15 protein-coding genes are annotated in these 17428 nt (G+C 71.0%); 9 read left to right on the top strand and 6 right to left on the bottom strand.

The window, feature by feature from the left end; all coding sequences use genetic code 11:
* Positions 1 to 154: 154 nt before the first annotated feature.
* The 6 genes from ACW62_RS26110 to ACW62_RS26085 all read right to left on the bottom strand — a co-directional run bounded on the left by ACW62_RS26110 (position 155) and on the right by ACW62_RS26085 (position 5929).
* A complete protein-coding gene (locus tag ACW62_RS26110) occupies positions 155 to 1078 on the bottom strand; it encodes a type IV toxin-antitoxin system AbiEi family antitoxin (protein ID WP_157574983.1) in 924 nt (307 codons plus the stop codon).
* Between the two features lie 198 nt (positions 1079 to 1276).
* Positions 1277 to 2026 carry a succinate dehydrogenase iron-sulfur subunit gene (locus tag ACW62_RS26105; protein ID WP_053207040.1) on the bottom strand — a complete coding sequence of 250 codons (750 nt, stop codon included), beginning with the start codon at positions 2024 to 2026 and terminating at the stop codon, positions 1277 to 1279.
* The gene (sdhA, locus tag ACW62_RS26100; protein WP_053207039.1) at positions 2026 to 3777 is read right to left on the bottom strand and encodes a succinate dehydrogenase flavoprotein subunit; all 1752 of its coding nucleotides are present in this window, start codon (positions 3775 to 3777) and stop codon (positions 2026 to 2028) included. The genes ACW62_RS26105 and sdhA overlap by 1 nt, the downstream gene beginning before the upstream one ends.
* Before the next feature lie 21 nt (positions 3778 to 3798).
* Positions 3799 to 4242 carry a succinate dehydrogenase hydrophobic membrane anchor subunit gene (locus ACW62_RS26095; RefSeq protein ID WP_053207038.1) on the bottom strand — a complete coding sequence of 148 codons (444 nt, stop codon included), beginning with the start codon at positions 4240 to 4242 and terminating at the stop codon, positions 3799 to 3801.
* A 4-nt stretch (positions 4243 to 4246) separates the two neighbouring features.
* Complete coding sequence (sdhC, locus tag ACW62_RS26090) at positions 4247 to 4624, bottom strand: succinate dehydrogenase, cytochrome b556 subunit (protein ID WP_074946504.1); 378 nt, start codon at positions 4622 to 4624, stop codon at positions 4247 to 4249.
* Positions 4625 to 4798: 174 nt separating this feature from the next.
* Positions 4799 to 5929: a glycosyltransferase family 4 protein gene (locus ACW62_RS26085; protein WP_053207036.1), complete on the bottom strand. Its 1131-nt coding sequence runs from the start codon at positions 5927 to 5929 to the stop codon at positions 4799 to 4801.
* Positions 5930 to 6163: 234 nt separating this feature from the next.
* Between ACW62_RS26085 and ACW62_RS26080 the strand changes: the two genes are divergently transcribed.
* The 9 genes from ACW62_RS26080 (at position 6164) to ACW62_RS26040 (ending at position 16389) form a co-directional block, all read left to right on the top strand.
* Positions 6164 to 6739, top strand: coding sequence for a hypothetical protein (locus ACW62_RS26080; protein WP_053207035.1), 576 nt, complete (start codon positions 6164 to 6166; stop codon positions 6737 to 6739).
* 257 nt (positions 6740 to 6996) lie between these two features.
* Positions 6997 to 8574 carry an acyl-CoA mutase large subunit family protein gene (locus ACW62_RS26075; protein ID WP_053207034.1) on the top strand — a complete coding sequence of 526 codons (1578 nt, stop codon included), beginning with the start codon at positions 6997 to 6999 and terminating at the stop codon, positions 8572 to 8574.
* Positions 8575 to 8630: 56 nt separating this feature from the next.
* A complete protein-coding gene (locus ACW62_RS26070) occupies positions 8631 to 9314 on the top strand; it encodes a hypothetical protein (protein ID WP_053207033.1) in 684 nt (227 codons plus the stop codon).
* A 96-nt stretch (positions 9315 to 9410) separates the two neighbouring features.
* A complete protein-coding gene (locus ACW62_RS26065; protein WP_157574982.1) occupies positions 9411 to 10457 on the top strand; it encodes a hypothetical protein in 1047 nt (348 codons plus the stop codon).
* A 189-nt stretch (positions 10458 to 10646) separates the two neighbouring features.
* On the top strand, positions 10647 to 11753 hold the full coding sequence (locus ACW62_RS26060) for a BMP family lipoprotein (protein WP_053207031.1): 1107 nt from the start codon (positions 10647 to 10649) through the stop codon (positions 11751 to 11753).
* Positions 11754 to 11853: 100 nt separating this feature from the next.
* Positions 11854 to 13449: an ABC transporter ATP-binding protein gene (locus tag ACW62_RS26055; RefSeq protein WP_053207030.1), complete on the top strand. Its 1596-nt coding sequence runs from the start codon at positions 11854 to 11856 to the stop codon at positions 13447 to 13449.
* Positions 13446 to 14711, top strand: a complete 1266-nt coding sequence (locus tag ACW62_RS26050) for an ABC transporter permease (RefSeq protein ID WP_205629607.1) — start codon at positions 13446 to 13448, stop codon at positions 14709 to 14711. Before ACW62_RS26055 ends, ACW62_RS26050 begins: the two co-directional genes overlap by 4 nt.
* Entirely contained in the window at positions 14708 to 15991 is a 1284-nt protein-coding gene (locus tag ACW62_RS26045) for an ABC transporter permease (protein ID WP_053207055.1), read from the top strand. Before ACW62_RS26050 ends, ACW62_RS26045 begins: the two co-directional genes overlap by 4 nt.
* Positions 15988 to 16389: a cytidine deaminase gene (locus ACW62_RS26040; RefSeq protein WP_053207029.1), complete on the top strand. Its 402-nt coding sequence runs from the start codon at positions 15988 to 15990 to the stop codon at positions 16387 to 16389. The genes ACW62_RS26045 and ACW62_RS26040 overlap by 4 nt, the downstream gene beginning before the upstream one ends.
* Positions 16390 to 17428: the final 1039 nt, after the last annotated feature.

Raw genomic sequence — 17428 nt, 5'->3', positions numbered from 1 at the left:
CGAGCTGCTCGCCAAACCGGCAGCAGCATGAACCGTTGCTTACACCGCTGGACGCCGCCGGGCGATTCGCCGGATTGATTCCACGGTTGCTCCAAGATCAACTTTGCTGGAGGTGCCGGCGGGGTGAGGGGAGCGTGGGCGGGAGGGCGGTGGGTCAGGGCGGGGAGCGGTGGCGCCGGCGGTCGAGGGCGCTGCGGACGCGGTCGCAGAGGCGGTCGTGACGGCGGAAGTCGTCGGCGGTGACGCGTAGGACCTCCCAGCCATGGTCGCGCAGCACCTCGTCGCGGGCGATGTCGGCGCGCCAGCGCTTCTTGCTGGTCCGGTGCACGTCGCCTTCGTACTGGATCGCGACCCTGGCGTCTTCGTACGCCAGATCCGGGCGACCGATCCACTCGCCGTGCTCGTCGGCCACCTCGGGGTTGACCGTGGGCTCCGGCAGGCCACCGTGGCTGGTCAGGATCAGTCGTAGGCGGGTCTCCTGTGGCGAGTCGACGCGGTCGCGGACCAGCCGGGCCAGCGATCGCGCGCGCAGGATCCTCCGTCGCCGCCGAGCCGCGTCGGCCCCCTCGATCAGGCGCTGCGGCGTTGTCAGACCGCGGTGGACCATCGCGTCGCCGACGGTGATCAGTTCGGCGTCGTCGAGGGTCAGGGACAGGTCGAGCCAGGTCCGCTCCGGCGTGGTGACGCGCAACCCGCGGTACGTGATCGCCTCGTCCTGGCGAAGGCCCTCATGCGGCTCCAGGCCCGGCCGGCGTCGCGGCACCGTTCCTGACGGCACGATGATCTGGAAGTCGGCAGGTGCCTCGACGGGCAGGCTGTACCAGGTGGCGGCGGTGGCTCCGTACATCGCGGCGTCGTCGGGCAGTGCCAGCATCCAGGCGCGCGCGGCCTGGTCGCCGTCCAATGGCACATCGCGCTCGGCATAGACGCAGCGGTGTATCCGGATGTAGTGGCGGCCGCGCAGGTGCCCAGCTGAGATGCCGTGGGCTCGAGCCGTTGCCAGCGTGAACGCCGTCTCGCGCAACGGCGCCGGCACCGCTACCGGCGTCGGTCCGGGGAGTGGGCGTCGTGGTGGCATGCGTCCACCGTCGCTGGACGCCCGAAGCGATGCCACGCCACATCGCTGGAATGTGGGCAACTCCCCGAGCCGGCGCGGCCTGTGGAGAACGCCGCCTCCCCGCGTCCCACGTTGATCTTGGAGTATTCGGGGAATCAATCGGACGAATCGCCCGTCAACTCGGCGGTTACTCCAAGATCAACTCGTGGGGCGGGCAGGTCAGACGCGGCGGAAGAGGAGGGCGCGCTTGACCTCCTGGATGGCCTTGGTGACTTCAATCCCTCGAGGACAAGCATCCGTGCAGTTGAACGTCGTCCGGCAGCGCCAGACGCCGTCGCGGTCGTTGAGGATCTCGAGGCGCTCCTCGGCACCCTCGTCGCGCGAGTCGAAGATGAAGCGGTGGGCGCCCACGATCGCCTGCGGGCCGAAGTACTGGCCGTCGGACCAGTAGACGGGGCAGGAGGTGGTGCAGGCGGCGCACATGATGCACTTCGTGGTGTCGTCGTAGCGGGCGCGCTCCTCGGGGGACTGACGGCGCTCGCGGGACGGGTCGTTCCCGGACGTGACGAGGAACGGCATGATCGACTTGTACGCCTCGAAGAACGGGTCCATGTCGACGACGAGGTCCTTGAGCACCGCGAGGCCCTTGATCGGCTCGATCGTCACCGGCTTGTCCAGCGGCAGGTCCTTGAGCAGCGTCTTACATGCCAGCCGGTTGCGGCCGTTGATGCGCATCGCGTCGGAGCCGCAGATGCCGTGCGCGCACGACCGCCGGAACGTCAGCGAGCCGTCGATCTCCCACTTGATCTTGTGCAGCGCGTCGAGCACCCGGTCGGTGCCGTGCATGGTGACGGTGTGCTCCTCCCAGCGCGGCTCGGTGTCGTTCTCCGGGTTGAACCGGCGCAGCCGCAGCGTGACCTGGAAGGACGGGACGGCGCCGGCGACCGGCGCCTCGGCAACGGCAGTCATCAGAACTTGCGCTCCATCGGCTGGTAGCGGGTGACGACGACGGGCTTGAAGTCGAGCCGCACACCGGCCCCGTCGTCCGCGGAAGAGCGGTACGCCATGGTGTGGCGCATGTAGTTGACGTCGTCGCGGTTCTGGTAGTCCTCGCGGAAGTGGCCGCCGCGCGACTCCTTGCGCTCCAGCGCGCCGACGACGATGACCTCGGCGAGGTCGAGCAGGAAGCCCAGCTCGACCGCCTCCAGCAGGTCGGTGTTGAACCGGCGGCCCTTGTCCTGCACGGACACGTTGGCGTAGCGGGCCTGGAGCGCGTGGACGTCGGAGAGCGCCTGCTTCAGCGTCGCCTCGGACCGGAACACCTGGGCATTCGCGTCCATCGTCTCCTGCAGCTCACGACGCAGGACGGCGACGCGCTCGCCGTCGGCGCGGTCGCGCATCTCCTCCAGCAGGGCGACGGTCGCGTCGGCGGGCGCGTCCGGCAGCTCGACCAGCGGCGCCTTCTCCGCGAACGCCGCCGCCGCGAGACCGGCCCGCCGTCCGAACACGTTGATGTCGAGCAGCGAGTTGGTGCCCAGCCGGTTCGCGCCGTGCACGCTGACGCAGGCCACCTCGCCGGCCGCGTAGAGGCCGGGCAGGACGTGCGTGTTGTCGGCCAGCACCTCGGCGTCGATCGTCGTCGGCATGCCGCCCATCGCGTAGTGCGCGGTCGGGAAGACGGGGACCGGCTCCGTGTACGGCTCGACGCCCAGGTAGGTGCGGGCGAACTCGGTGATGTCGGGCAGTTTCGCGTCGATGTGCGCCGGCTCGAGGTGGGTGAGGTCGAGCAGGACGTAGTCCTTGTTCGGCCCGGAGCCGCGGCCCTCGCGGACCTCGTTGGCCATGGCCCGGGCGACGACGTCGCGCGGGGCGAGGTCCTTCAGCGTCGGGGCGTAGCGCTCCATGAACCGCTCGCCCTCGCTGTTGCGCAGGATCGCGCCCTCGCCGCGGGCCGCCTCGGACAGCAGGATGCCCAGGCCGGCCAGGCCGGTCGGGTGGAACTGGAAGAACTCCATGTCCTCCAGCGGCAGCCCGCGCCGGTACGCGATGGCCATGCCGTCGCCGGTCAGCGTGTGCGCGTTGGACGTGGTCTTGTACACCTTGCCGGCGCCGCCGGTCGCGAAGATGACGGCCTTGGCGCGGAACACGTGGATCTCGCCGGTGGCCAGCTCGTACGCCACCACACCGGCAGTCCGCTTGACACCGTCGACCTCGGTGAACAGCAGGTCGAGCACGTAGAACTCGTTGAAGAACTCGACGTCGCGCTTGAGGCACTGCTGGTAGAGGGTCTGCAGGATCATGTGACCGGTGCGGTCCGCGGCGAAGCACGAGCGCCGGACCGCGGCCTCACCGTGCTTGCGGGTGTGCCCGCCGAAGCGGCGCTGGTCGATCAGGCCGTCCGGCGTGCGGTTGAACGGCAGCCCCATCTTCTCCAGGTCGAGGACGGCGTCGATGGCCTCCTTCGCCATCACCTCGGCGGCGTCCTGGTCGACCAGGAAGTCACCGCCCTTGACGGTGTCGAAGGTGTGCCACTCCCAGTTGTCCTCCTCGACGTTGGCCAGCGCGGCGCACATGCCGCCCTGGGCCGCGCCGGTGTGCGACCGGGTCGGGTAGAGCTTGGTCAGCACGGCGGTGCGGACCCGCTGGCCGGACTCGAGCGCGGCGCGCATCCCGGCGCCGCCGGCGCCGACGATCACCACGTCGTACTGATGGGTCTGCATGACTTGCCTCTCGAAGATGAACTACGGCACCTGGCAGAACGACGGCAGCAGGTCGGCGGCCGCGTCCGGCGGGCACGGGTCGAACGTGAAGATCACCAGCGTCCCGAGCACGATCGTGATGGTCGTGGCCGTGTACAGCCCGACCTTCAGCCACAGCCGCAGCTGGTCGCGCTCGGCGTAGTCGTTGATGACGGTGCGCAGCCCGTTGGTGCCGTGCAGCATCGCCAGCCACAGCATCAGCAGGTCCCAGACCTGCCAGAGCGGGTCGGCCCACTTGCCGGCCACGAAGCCGAAGTCGAGCGCGTTGATGCCGTCGCCGGTGATCAGGTTCACGAACAGGTGCGTGAAGATCAGGATGACCAGCAGCACGCCGGACGCGCGCATGAACATCCACGCGTACAGCTCGGTGTTGGTCCGGCCGCGCAGCCGCCGCGGTGAGCGCGGGGCGGGAATCGTCGTCGTCATCGGGTCAGCCCCCGAACACGTGGGAGAGGTGGCGGATCGTGAACGGCACCATGAGCGCCACCCAGAGGACCAGGACGGTGACGGACATCTGTTTCTGGTACCGCGGCCCCTTCGACCAGAAGTCGACGAGGACGATGCGCAGGCCGTTGAACGCGTGGAACACGATGGCGGCCACCAGCCCCACCTCCATGAGCCCGACGATCGGGTTCTTGTAGGTGGCGATCACCTCGTTGTACGCCTCCGGCGACACGCGGACGAGCGCGGTGTCGAGGATGTGCGCGAAGAGGAAGAAGAAGATGCCGATGCCGGTGACCCGATGGGCCACCCACGACCACATGCCTTCACGGCCGCGATAGAGCGTGCCTGCAGGCGCCTTGGGCACGAACGTGCTGCCTTCCGATTGCGACGGGGGACTGCCGGGCAGCGTGCCCGGCCGCCGGTCATGGTAGCCCCGCCGTCATGGTCGGGTCCGTGGCCAATCTCACGTCTGGCCTGTTCAGAGCCCTGTTTCGGCCGTGACATCTCTCACTTAGGCAACCCTAAGTCGCCGAAGATCCTACGCCGCGGGTGCGGCCAGGCGCTTGCGCGCGACCGCCGTCGCGTAATGCTCGAGCAGCTGGTCGCAGATCGCCTCCCACGACCGTCCGTACACCGATTCGCGGGCGGCGGCGGCCATCCGGACCCGGCGGACCGGGTCGGCGGCGATCCGCGCCACCGCGGCCCGCAGTTGCTCGCCGTCGCCGGTGTCGACGAGGTGGCCGGACCAGCCGTCGTCGACGAGGTCGGTGGGGCCGCCGGCGTTCGGGGCGACGACGGGGACGCCGGAGGCCAGCGCCTCCTGGACGGCCTGGCAGAACGTCTCGGCCGGGCCCGTGTGCACGAACACGTCCAGGCTGGCGTAGGCGCGCGACAGCTCCTGCCCGGTGCGGAACCCGAGGAACGCGGCGTCGGGCAGCGCGGCCCGCAGCGACGCCTCGCTCGGCCCGCCGCCGACGATGGCCAGCTTGACGCCGGGCAGCCCGGCCAGCGCCGTCAGCGACGCGACGTGCTTCTCCGGCGCCAGCCGGCCGACGTAGCCGACGATGACCTCGCCGTCCGGGGCCAGCTCACGACGCAGGCCCTCGTCGCGGTGGGCCGGGTGGAAGCGGACGAGGTCGACGCCGCGGCCCCAGCGGGCCAGTCGCGGGAAGCCGTGCGCGGCCAGCTGCCGCAGGCTCGCCGTCGACGGCGCCAGCGTGAGGTCGGCCTGGTCGTGGATGCGGCGCAGCCAGGACCAGATCGCGTCGTCGCCGATGGTGCGCCAGAGCCGGTAGCCGCGGGCGAACCCGGCGAGGTCGGTCTGGTAGACGGCGACCGTCGGCAGCCCCAGCCGGGTCGCCGCGTTCATGCCGGCCCGGCCCAGCCAGGCCGGCGCCGCCAGGTGCACGACGTCGGGGTCGAAGTCGCGCAGGAACCGGCTGATCCGCCGCCGGGTGGAGACGCCGACGATGCTGTCGTCGTTGCCCGGCAGCGCGAACGACGGCACCCGCAGCACCTGGTGCCCGTCGTACTCCGACACGCCTTCGCCGGGGGCGATCACCAGCGCCGTGTGGCCGCGTCGCGTGAGATGCTCCACCACGCGGCAGACCGAGTTCGTGACACCGTTGACCTGGGGGAGGAACGATTCCGCGACGATCGCTACCCTCATGCCGGCAACGATGCGGGCACCCGGTGGCGCGACGGGGATGCCCGCGTGAACGGCGGTCGACGCTATGGCGTCGGCTGGGCCGTGACTGACGTTTCGAGACGCAAGATTCTCACTATGAGAGACGCCCGGTGACGCTGAGTGATGCCTACCCGCAAGATCGATACTACGAGTGCGCCAGCCGGCTCGCGCTGGCACGGGCGTCTCGGCCGTGACAGGGCGACCTGGGGGTAGCGAGTGACGACCGAGATCGGGACTCCGGCACGCGTGCTGCTCGTCGGCAAACGGGTGCGTGTGCTCGACGAGCTGGGCCGGGCCCTGCGCGAGGCCGGCATGGTGGTCCGCGAGGAGACCGACGCCGACCGCGTCCGCTACGGCGTCGACGGCGCCACCATCGACATCCTGGCGCTCGGCCGGGCCGTCACCGGCCCGAAGCGCGACCGGATGATCTCGTCGCTGAAGGCGCAGAACCCCACGCTGCGGGTCGTCGACGGCCTCGCGCCGATCCCGTCGATCATCGTGGCGCAGATCCGCGAGGTCGTCACGGCGCCCAACCGCGACACCCGCATCGTCGGCGCGGCCGCGTACGAGTCCGGCGACAACAGCATCGTGCTGGTGCTGCGCAAACCCGCCCACGTGGACGTCACACTGCCCCGGCTGGACCCGCTCTACCGGGTGCACGAGACCGACGTCTACACCGGCCCGCTCGACCGCGGCCGCCAGCGGCTGCCGCTCGGCCGCCGGGTCGGCCGGGGCGAGCGGTTCCTCGTCGTGGAGGCCGACCGCGAGACGACGGTGCATCCGCTCGGCTGAGCCGTCCTCGCCGGAACGGGGTGGGGTCGCCGGCCGCGAGACGATCAGTTGCCGGCCGCGAAACGATCAGGTGACGCAACCCCGGCGATCGTCGCGTGTACGTCACCTGATCGTTTTCGGTCCGCATGCTGAAGTTGATCAGGTGACGAAGAGCGGCCAGGCGCGCGGCGAACCGGACGCCGCTGTCGTGCCGTCCGGCCGTTGTGCAGAATGTCACCACCCACACACCCGGCCGGGTCACTACCGTGGGCAGCACTATGAGCAGCACGGAGTCCGGGCTCCCGATCGAGCCCGTCTACGGCCCGGAAGCGCTGGACGGCTGGCCGGCGGAGCAGCGGCTGGGCGAGCCCGGCGCGTACCCGTACACCCGCGGCGTCTACCCGACGATGTACACCGGGCGGCCGTGGACCATGCGGCAGTACGCCGGATTCGGCACCGCCGCCGAGTCGAACCGGCGCTACCACCAGCTGGTCGAGGCCGGCACCGGCGGGCTGTCCGTCGCGTTCGACCTGCCCACGCAGATGGGGTACGACTCCGACGCGACGGTGGCGGCCGGCGAGGTCGGCAAGGTCGGCGTCGCGATCGACTCGGTCGAGGACATGCGCGTGCTGTTCGACGGCATCCCGCTGGGCGAGGTGTCGACGTCGATGACGATCAACGCGCCGGCGTCGCTGTTGTTGCTGCTGTACCAGCTGGTCGGTCAGGAGCAGGGCGTGCCGGGCGACCGTCTGACCGGCACCGTCCAGAACGACGTGCTCAAGGAGTACATCGCACGCGGCACCTACATCTACCCGCCGGCCGCGTCGCTGCGGCTGACCAGCGACATCTTCGGCTACTGCCAACGCGAGCTGCCGCGCTGGAACACCATCTCGATCTCCGGCTACCACATGGCCGAGGCCGGCGCGACGCCCGTGCAGGAGGTCGCGTTCACGCTGGCCAACGCGCGCGAGTACGTCCGCGCGGCCCTGAGCGCAGGGCTGGGCGTCGACGAGTTCGCGCCGCGGCTGTCGTTCTTCTTCGTGTCGCGGACGACGCTGCTCGAGGAGGTCGCGAAGTTCCGCGCCGCCCGGCGCATCTGGGCCCGCGTCATGCGCGACGAGTTCGGCGCGACCAACCCGAAGTCGCAGATGCTGCGGTTCCACACCCAGACGGCGGGCGTGCAGCTCACGGCGCAGCAGCCCGAGGTGAACATGGTGCGGGTCGCGGTGCAGGCGCTGGCCGCGGTGCTCGGCGGCACCCAGTCGCTGCACACGAACTCCTACGACGAGGCCATCGCGCTGCCGACGGAGAAGGCGGCTCGGCTGGCGCTGCGCACCCAGCAGGTGCTGGCCTACGAGACCGACGTCACCAGCACCGTCGACCCGTTCGCCGGCTCGTACGCCGTCGAGTCGCTCACCGACGAGCTGGAAGCGGCCGCCGTCGAGCTGATGACGCGGGTCGAGGACATGGGCGGCGCCGTCGCGGCGATCGAGCGCGGTTTCCAGAAGGACCAGATCGAGCAGTCCGCGTACGACGTCGCCAAGCAGATCGACGCCGGCGCGCGCACCGTCGTCGGCGTCAACCGGTACGTCAGCAACGACGAGGAGCCGTACGAGCCGCTGCGGGTCGACCCCGCCATCGAGGAGGCGCAGGCCGCCCGGCTGGCCGCGCTGCGCTCGTCCCGCGACGGCGACACGGTGGGCCGCGAGCTCGACGCCATGCGGGCGGCCGCGGCCGGCAGCGACAACGTGCTGGTCCCGATGCGCGCGGCGCTGGCCGCCCGGGCCACCGTCGGCGAGGTGTGCGACGCCCTGCGCGAGGTGTGGGGGACGTACACGCCGCCGGCCGGCATCTGACGACTGTCCGGCGCGGAACGTACGATGTGCCGATCAGCACATCGACGGAGGGACGCATGAGCCGACGCGCGCTGGCGGTGGGCGCCGCCGTGGCCGCGTTCCTGCTGCCGGCCGGCTGCTCGGCGGCGGGCGAGGAACCGACCGGCCTGGGCTCCTCGACCGGCAGCGCCGACGTCACGACGTCCGCGTCCACCGTCCCGTCCGACCCGCCGACGGTGGCCGGCGACGTCCCGTCCGCCCCCGCGCCCGAGCCGGCCGCCGCGTTCACACCGCCCTACCAGCCGCCCGGCGAGGAGCGCACCGTCGAGCTGAGCGCCGAACTGCCCATCGAGCCGCCCGACGACGCCACCGACGACGAGCGCGCGGTGCTGCTGGCGGCCGGCCGGTTCATGGCCAGCTGGGACGCTGTGCTGTTCGGCGCCGGCGACGAGCAGTCCGGCATCCTGCGCACGGCCGTCGACCCCCAGCTCGGCCGCCTGCTCAACTACCTCGTCGAGTCGGTGTCGAAGCAGCGGGTGGTCGTCGGCGAGCCGACCGAGCTCCGGCTGCGCGACGTCACCGTCACCGACACCACCGCCGAGGTCGACCTCTGCACCATCATGCGCGACTGGGTGCAGTACACCCGCGGCACGGCCGAGCCACAGCCCGAGGTCGAGCGGCTGGTGCTGACGCTGACCCTCGTCGACGGCGACTGGCTGGCGTCCGACACCGAACAGGCCGACCCCGAGCCCTGCGAGTGAGATACCCGGCTGACGGCGTCCGTTGCCGATGGTAAAGTCCGGGTCCGCCCGATGTGACCGAAACCACCGTGGAGTGAGCGAGCCATGAGGGCCGTCGTGAGAAGTCTGTCCGCCGTGCTGACCTGCGCCGCGCTGGTGCTGACCGCGCCCGCGCTGGCCGCCGCCCGTGGCGGCTCCGGCGGCGACGACACCGGCGACGGCTACGAGGTCGGCGTCGAGGTCGTCCTGACCGGCGACGGCGCGCCCGGCGACGGCGGCAGCTACACGGTCTCGATCCCGCCCATCTGCTGGTGGGAGTCGGTGTCGACCTCGTTCATCGAAGGTGCGCCGGTCGACGGCACCGATCCGGTGGCGTTCTACGAGTGGTTCCAGGAAGTGCGGCCCTTCCTCTCCGGTCACGCGGCCATCGGCCAGCTGGCCTTCCCGGACACGCCCGAGTTCCTCGAGGCCATCGCGCTCGAGGAGTCCGGCGTCGACGTCACCTGGTACACCATCGGCGGGCCCGAGCCGCTCGAGTGCTCGCCGCACGTGGAGCAGCTCTCCGACTACTACGGCGGCGGCGAGGCCGGCGTGATGTACAGCTGGTTCGTCACGGGTGAGGAGCCGGCGCCGGCCGTCGATCCCGAGACGCTGGCCATCGAGGCGCGCGAGCACATGGTCATCGCCGAGCCGGAGGTCGACCGCAACCCGAAGCTGGCCGACAGCCTCGACGGCGCCACGTTCGTCAACGTGAACACCTGGTTCTGGGTGGTCGACCCCGAGATGGTCGGCGGCAGCGGCGGCACCCGCACCATCCGCGCCGACGTCGTCGGCACCGACGTGTGGGCCGAGGTCACCGCGACCACCGACGGCCTGTCCATCGCGTCGCCGAACGGGTCGCGCCAGTGCGACCCGGAGCTCGCCCAGCAGGCCTGGGCGCCCGGCGCGGCCGACACTGGCGGGTGCAGCGTCCAGTTCACCCGCGCCTCCGTCGCCTACCCGGGCGGCTACCCCGTCACCGCCGCCACCGAGTGGACGGCGTCGTGGGAGGGGCAGGAGCAGGACGGCAGCACCGTCGGCGGCGACCTCGACCCGCTGCGCCGCGAGTCGACGGTGAACGTCCCGGTCGCCGAGGTGCAGACCATCGTCAAACGCGCCCGCTGAGGGGACGTTTCGGGCGTTCAGGCTGTGCGGCGGTTCGACAGCGACTTGGTCACGGATACATCTCGGCGGTCCACCCTGCGTTCAAATGGCGAGATAGGCGGTTAGCCTACGGCTTGGATTCGTAGCGATTTCGGCCTCACCGGACACGCGTGGCACGGCCGATCGACCATCTGGGGCCTGGAGGGGCAGATGAACAAGAGGTTTCGGCTCGCAGCCGCAGTGAGCGCCGTCGCGCTCGCGGTCGCGGCCTGTGGTGAGGCTCCGGACGAGGACGGCGACGGCACGGCCACCGGCGACAGCACGGGCGGCAGTGCCGACTTCACCGCGTGCATGGTGTCTGACCAGGGCGGCATCAACGACAAGTCGTTCAACGAGACGTCGTACAACGGCCTCGTGCTGGCCCAGGAAGAGGGCATCATCCCGGAGCCGAAGTTCGCCGAGTCGCAGACCGACGCGGACTACGGCCCCAACGTCGACGCCATGGTGCAGGACGACTGCGGCCTCATCGTGACGGTCGGCTTCCTGCTGGCCGACGCGACCAGCGAGGCGGCCGAGGCCAACCCCGACGAGAACTTCGCCATCGTCGACTTCCAGTACGCCGACGAGACCGGCGCGCCCATCGCCATCGACAACGTCAAGCCCCTGGTGTTCAACACTCAGGAGGCGGCGTTCCTGGCCGGTTACGCGTCGGCCGCCTACTCCAAGACCGGCATCGTCGGCACCTGGGGCGGCGCGAAGATCCCGACGGTCACGATCTTCATGGACGGCTTCTACGACGGCGTCCAGTACTTCAACGAGCAGAAGGGCGGCGACGTCCAGGTGCTCGGCTGGGACAAGGCCACCCAGGAGGGCCAGTTCGTCGGCGACTTCGCCAACACCGGCCTCGCCCGCCAGATCAGCGACAACCTCATCAGCCAGGGCGCCGACGTGCTGCACCCGGTCGCCGGCCCGCTGGCCGAGAGCGCGGCCATCGCGGCGCAGGCGGCCGGCGACGTCACCGTCGTCTGGGCCGACTCCGACGGCTTCGAGTCCGCGCCCGACTACGGCCCCGTCATCCTGACGTCCGTTCTCAAGGGCATGGACCAGGCCGTCCTCGCGGCGACGCAGGAGGCGGCGGACGACGCGTTCACCAACGAGCCGTACGTCGGCACGCTGGAGAACGGCGGCGTCGGCATCGCGCCGTTCCACGATTTCGACGGCGAGGTCTCGCAGGAGACGAAGGACGAGCTGGCGCAGATCCAGGAGCAGATCATCTCCGGCGAGCTCGTCGTCGAGTCGGACGCGGCGTTCTCCTGACAGTCGGTCACGGCTACCCCGAACGGCCCGCTCAGTGGGCCGTTCGGGGTAGCGTCGTGCTCACTTCATCGCTCGCACCACGAGGAGGGCGGTCCGGCCGTTGAAGCTCGAACTGCGCGGCATCACCAAGCGCTTCGGCAGCCTGGTGGCCAACGATTCCATCGACCTGGTGGTCGAGCCGGGCGAGATCCACTGCCTGCTCGGTGAGAACGGCGCCGGCAAGAGCACGCTGATGAACGTGCTGTACGGCCTGTACCAGCCCGACGACGGCCAGATCGTCGTCAACGACAACAAGGTCGCGTTCTCCGGGCCCGGCGACGCCATGGCGGCCGGCATCGGCATGGTGCACCAGCACTTCATGCTGGTCCCGGTGTTCACCGTCGCCGAGAACGTCATGCTCGGCCAGGAGCACGTCGGCGCTGCCGGCCTGCTCGACATGGACGCCGCCCGGCGCGACGTCCGCGAGATCTCCGACCGCTACGGCTTCAACGTCGACCCCGACGCCCGGGTCGAGGACCTCCCCGTCGGTGTCCAGCAGCGGGTCGAGATCATCAAGGCGCTGGTCCGCAAGGCCGACGTGCTCATCCTCGACGAGCCGACGGCGGTGCTGACGCCGCAGGAGACCGACGAGCTGATCGCGATCATGCGCCAGCTCAAGGCCGACGGCACGTCGATCGTGTTCATCACCCACAAGCTGCGCGAGGTCAGGGCCATCGCCGACCGCATCACCGTCATCCGCCGCGGCGCCGTCGTCGGCGAGGCGTCGCCGGACGCGTCGGAGAACGAGCTGGCCTCGATGATGGTCGGCCGCTCCGTCAGCCTCACCGTCGACAAGGCGCCGGCCGAGCCCGGCGACGTCGCGTTCGCCATCGACGACCTCAGTGTGGTCGACGACCGCGGCGCCGCCGTCGTCGACCACGTCTCCTTCGACGTGCGCGGCGGCGAGATCCTCGCCGTCGGCGGCGTCCAGGGCAACGGCCAGACCGAACTGGTCGAGGCGATCCTCGGCGTGCAGGAGCACGTCACCGGGTCGATCCGCCTCGACGGCAGGGAACTGCTCGGCCGCGGCGTCGACGACGTGCTCGACGCCGGCGTCGGGTTCGTGCCCGAGGACCGCACCGTCGACGGCATCGTCTCCAGCTTCTCCGTCGCCGAGAACCTCGTCCTCGACCTCTACAAGCGCGCCCCGTTCGCCCGCGGCCTGTCCCTGCGCGGCGCGGAACTGGCGAAGAACGCGCGGCAGCGGGTCGAGGAGTTCGACATCCGCACCAGCGGCATCGACACCCCGGCCGGCACGCTGTCCGGCGGCAACCAGCAGAAGGTCGTCGTCGCCCGGGAGCTGTCGCGGCCGCTCAAGCTGTTCATCGCCGCCCAGCCGACCCGCGGCCTCGACGTCGGCTCGATCGAGTTCGTGCACAAGCGCATCGTGCGCGAGCGCGACAACGGCACGCCGGTCATCATCGTCTCCACCGAACTGGACGAGATCAGCGCGCTGGCCGACCGCATCGCCGTCATGTACCGCGGCCGCATCGTCGGCATCGTGCCCGGTGACACCGGCCGCGACGTGCTCGGCCTGATGATGGCCGGCATCGCGCCGGACGAGGCGCAGGCCGAGGCCGAGGCGAACCCGACGGAGGTCTCGCTGGCCGCCGACGACGCGCCCGCCGTCAGTGACCCGGAGGACGGACAGTCGTGACCGACACCAAGCCACCCGCCGAGGCGCCCGAGCCCGCCGCGTCCGAGGAGGAGCCGCCCCCACCGCGGCAGGAGACCGTCTTCCAGCGGTTCATGCGCGAGCTGACCGGCGGCAGCATCTTGGTGACCATCCTCTCGGTGCTGCTGGCGCTGGTCATCGGGGCCGTGCTGATCGCCGCGTCCGACCCGGACGTCCAGGACCGCGCGGACTACTTCTTCACCCGGCCCGGCGACACCCTCTCGGCCGCGTGGAACGCCATCAGCGACGCGTACGGCGCGCTGTTCACCGGCTCGATCATCGACGTCAACGAGTACACCCTCGGGCGGGCGCTGCGGCCGCTGGCGGAGACCGCCACCAACGCCGCGCCGCTCATCGCCGCGGGTCTCGGCGTCGCGCTGGCGTTCCGGGCCGGCCTGTTCAACATCGGCGCCGAGGGCCAGATCATCCTGGGCGCCATCCTGGCCGGCTACGTCGGCTTCGGCTGGCACCTGCCGACCGGCCTGCACCTGATCGTCGGTGTGCTGGCCGGCATCGTGGGCGGCGCGCTGTGGGCCGGCATCGTCGGCGTGCTCAAGGCGCGCACCGGGGCGCACGAGGTCATCGTCACGATCATGCTCAACTACGTAGCGCGGTTCCTCATCGCCTACCTGCTCACGACGGCGGCGTTCCAGCGGCCCGGCGCCTCCAACCCCGTCAGCCCGATCGTCGACGGCTCCGCGCAGCTGCCCAGGTTCTTCGACGACTCGCGGCTGCACCTCGGGTTCGTGCTGGTCATCCTGGCAGCGTTCGGCGTGTGGTGGCTGCTCGAGCGCAGCACGATGGGCTTCGAGTTCCGCGCCGTCGGGGCCAACCCCAACGCCGCGCGCACCGCCGGCATGTCCGTCGGCCACACCTACATCTGGGTGATGGTGCTGGCCGGCGGCCTGTCCGGGCTGGCGGGCGTCATGCAGGTGCTGGGGACCGAGCGGTACCTCACGGCCGGCATCTCGGCCGGAATCGGCTTCGACGCCATCACCGTCGCGCTGCTCGGCAGGGCCAGCCCGTGGGGCACGGTGGCCGCCGGCCTGCTGTTCGGCGCGCTGCGCGCCGGCGGCGTGCCCATGCAGGCCAGCACCGGCACGCCCATCGACATCATCGTCGTCATCCAGTCGCTCATCGTGCTGTTCATCGCGGCGCCGCCACTGGTCCGGGCCATCTTCCGGGTCCCGGTCCGGTCGGCCGGGCAACCCGTCGCCGGGCTGCAGAGGGGGTGGGGCGCGTGAGCGCGTCGACCATGACCGCTTCTCCCGCGGTGAGCGCCGACCTCGCCGTCCGGCCCAGCTGGAAGGCGCCGATCGTGTTCGGCCTGCTCGCGCTGGTCGCCGTCATCGCGTTCGGCGTCCTCGGCGAATCCGGCGAGACCAGCACGTTCGGCATCTCCACCAGCTCCGACGCCTGGCAGATCGACCCGCTGGCGCTGTCGTCGCAGCCGGTCGCGCTCGGGCTGTCGCTGGTGTGCGTCGTCGTCGCGGCGTACTCGGCCTGGCTGGTGCGCGCCGGGCAGGCCGCGCCGGCCTGGCTGACGGTGCTGTTCGCGATCGCGTTCGTGCTGGCGTTCCTCGTCTGGGCCGTCGCCGGCGAGCAGATCTCGTTCACGTCACTGATGCAGGGTGCGCTGGCGCTGTCGGTGCCGCTGGTCTTCGGCGCGCTGTCCGGGGTGCTGTGCGAGCGGGCCGGCGTCATCAACATCGCCATCGAGGGCCAGCTGCTGGCCGGCGCGTTCCTGTCCGCCGTCGTCGCCACCCTGACCGGGAGCCTGTACGTCGGCCTCGTCGCGGCGGTCGTGGCCGGGCTGCTGGTGGCGTTCGTGCTGGCGGTCTTCGCGATCAAGTACGTCGTCAACCAGATCATCGTCGGCGTCGTGCTGAACGTGCTCGTGCTCGGCGTGACGAACTTCCTGTACGGGCAGTTGCTGGCGCCCGAGGCGGCCACGTGGAACAGCCCGGGCACGCTGCCGCGGGTGGAGATCCCGCTGCTCAGCGAGATCCCGGTCATCGGGCCGGTGCTGTTCGAGCAGACGATCATCGTCTACGCCATGTACGTCACCGTCGCGCTGGTGCACGTCGCGCTGTTCCGCACCCGCTGGGGCCTGCGCGTCCGCTCCGTCGGTGAGCACCCGAAGGCCGCCGACACGCTGGGCATCCGCGTCAACACGGTGCGCTTCCGCAACGTCCTGCTCGGCGGCGCGGTGGCCGGGTTCGGCGGCGCGTTCTTCACACTCGGCAACGTCGGCGCGTTCAGCCGCGAGATGTCGGCCGGCCAGGGCTTCATCGCGCTGGCGGCGATGATCTTCGGGCGGTGGAGCCCGCTCGGCGCGCTGGGTGCGGCGCTGCTGTTCGGGTTCGCGAACAACCTGCAGAGCGTGCTCGGCATCATCGGCACGCCGATCCCCAGCGAGTTCATGCTGATGCTGCCGTACATCCTGACGATCTTCGCGGTCGCCGGGCTGGTCGGCCGGGTCCGGGCGCCGGCCGCCGACGGCGAGCCGTACGTGAAGTCGTGACGGCTGTCGACTGGGCCCTGCTGCGCGCCGCCGCTGTGGAGGTGGCGGCGCGGGCCTACGCGCCGTACTCCGGGTTCCCCGTCGGCGCCGCCGCCCTGGTGTCCGACGGCCGGGTGGTCGTCGGCTGCAACGTCGAGAACGCCGCCTACGGTGTCACCCTGTGCGCCGAGTGCGGCCTGGTGTCGTCGCTGGTCGCGGGCGGTGGCGGCCGCCTGGTCGCGTTCACCTGCGTCGGCGGCGCCGACCGGCGGCTGACCATGCCCTGCGGGCGCTGCCGGCAACTACTGTGGGAGCACGGCGGGGCGGCGCTGCTGGTCGACACGCCGCTCGGCATCCAGACGATGGACCAGGTGCTGCCGCAGGCCTTCGGGCCGGAACAGCTGCCGCCGCACCCCTAGCTCTCCACATGTGCAGTCGCAGCGTCTGACCAGCCACGTTGGGTGGCACGGCCCGGCGCACAGCGTGGGATCGGTGCGTAATCGATGTGAGAACGCTGTCGTGTCCGCGACAGTGATGCCGCGTCGTTTCCGCAGCGATCTCACGTCGATCTCGGCCGCGGCGACTGTGCGCCCTGGCGCGTCACTGGGTGGGATCACTGTGCTTGCTGGGTGGCGTTGCTGTTGTCAGGGGAACAGTGATCCGCCCCACTCGACGCAGCGGATCCACACGGTGAGGTGGGGATCGTGTAACGGTTCGCCGTTGTCGCGCGGTTCGCCGCTTGCGGTAGTGGGTCGTCCCCCTGCTGCCCATTTTCTTAGCCGGCCACCCGAGCCTCAAGTCCGCGCCGCTGTGGTCGGCGTTCGCTGGGCTTGGGGGCTTGGACTTGACCCGCACGCGCGGTCTAAGTACGGGCAGCTATCAGGGGGACGGGGAAAGTGCGGGCACAGGCCCGCCCCGGTGCACCGTTCGCCGTTCGCCTGGCTGGCGTTCGTCGTTCGTGCCGGTGCACCGTTCGGTCGTCCTCGACTCCCGCCGACGGTGCCCACGGTCGCGGAAGCCGCCGCCCCACCCCACCGGCCCCACGGCCCCCACCAGCCCCGCCACCCGAGTTGATCATGGGCAAAGTGGGGTTCCGGCGCACGGGGACCCCGATTTCTCCATGATCAACTCGGCGGTGGGTGTGCCGTGGCGGCCCCGGGGTCACGGTGGCGGACGGCGAGGTGTGCCCAGTCTTTCCCCGTCCCCCTGATAGGTGCCCGTTCTTGGCCGCGGGACCGCGGGTCAAGCGGACACCCCACGCGCGAAGCGCCCCATGGGTCCGCTTGAGGCGCGGTCAGGCGGCTGAGAGAATGGGCGCCAGGGGGACGGCCAACGGCACGGCCTCCGGCGGCCGTGGCGGACCCGGGCGCACGGTCGGCCAGCCAACGAGAAGCCCGGCCCAACCGACTTGACCTGCCCGACCGCCGCGCGGACCGGCCGGCTGGCACGGTGGCCAGT

Source organism: Jiangella muralis (assembly GCF_001270745.1).
Taxonomy (GTDB): domain Bacteria; phylum Actinomycetota; class Actinomycetes; order Jiangellales; family Jiangellaceae; genus Jiangella; species Jiangella muralis.
Note: the sequence above shows the minus strand (reverse complement) of the source record. Positions and strands in the feature narration are given on the sequence as shown.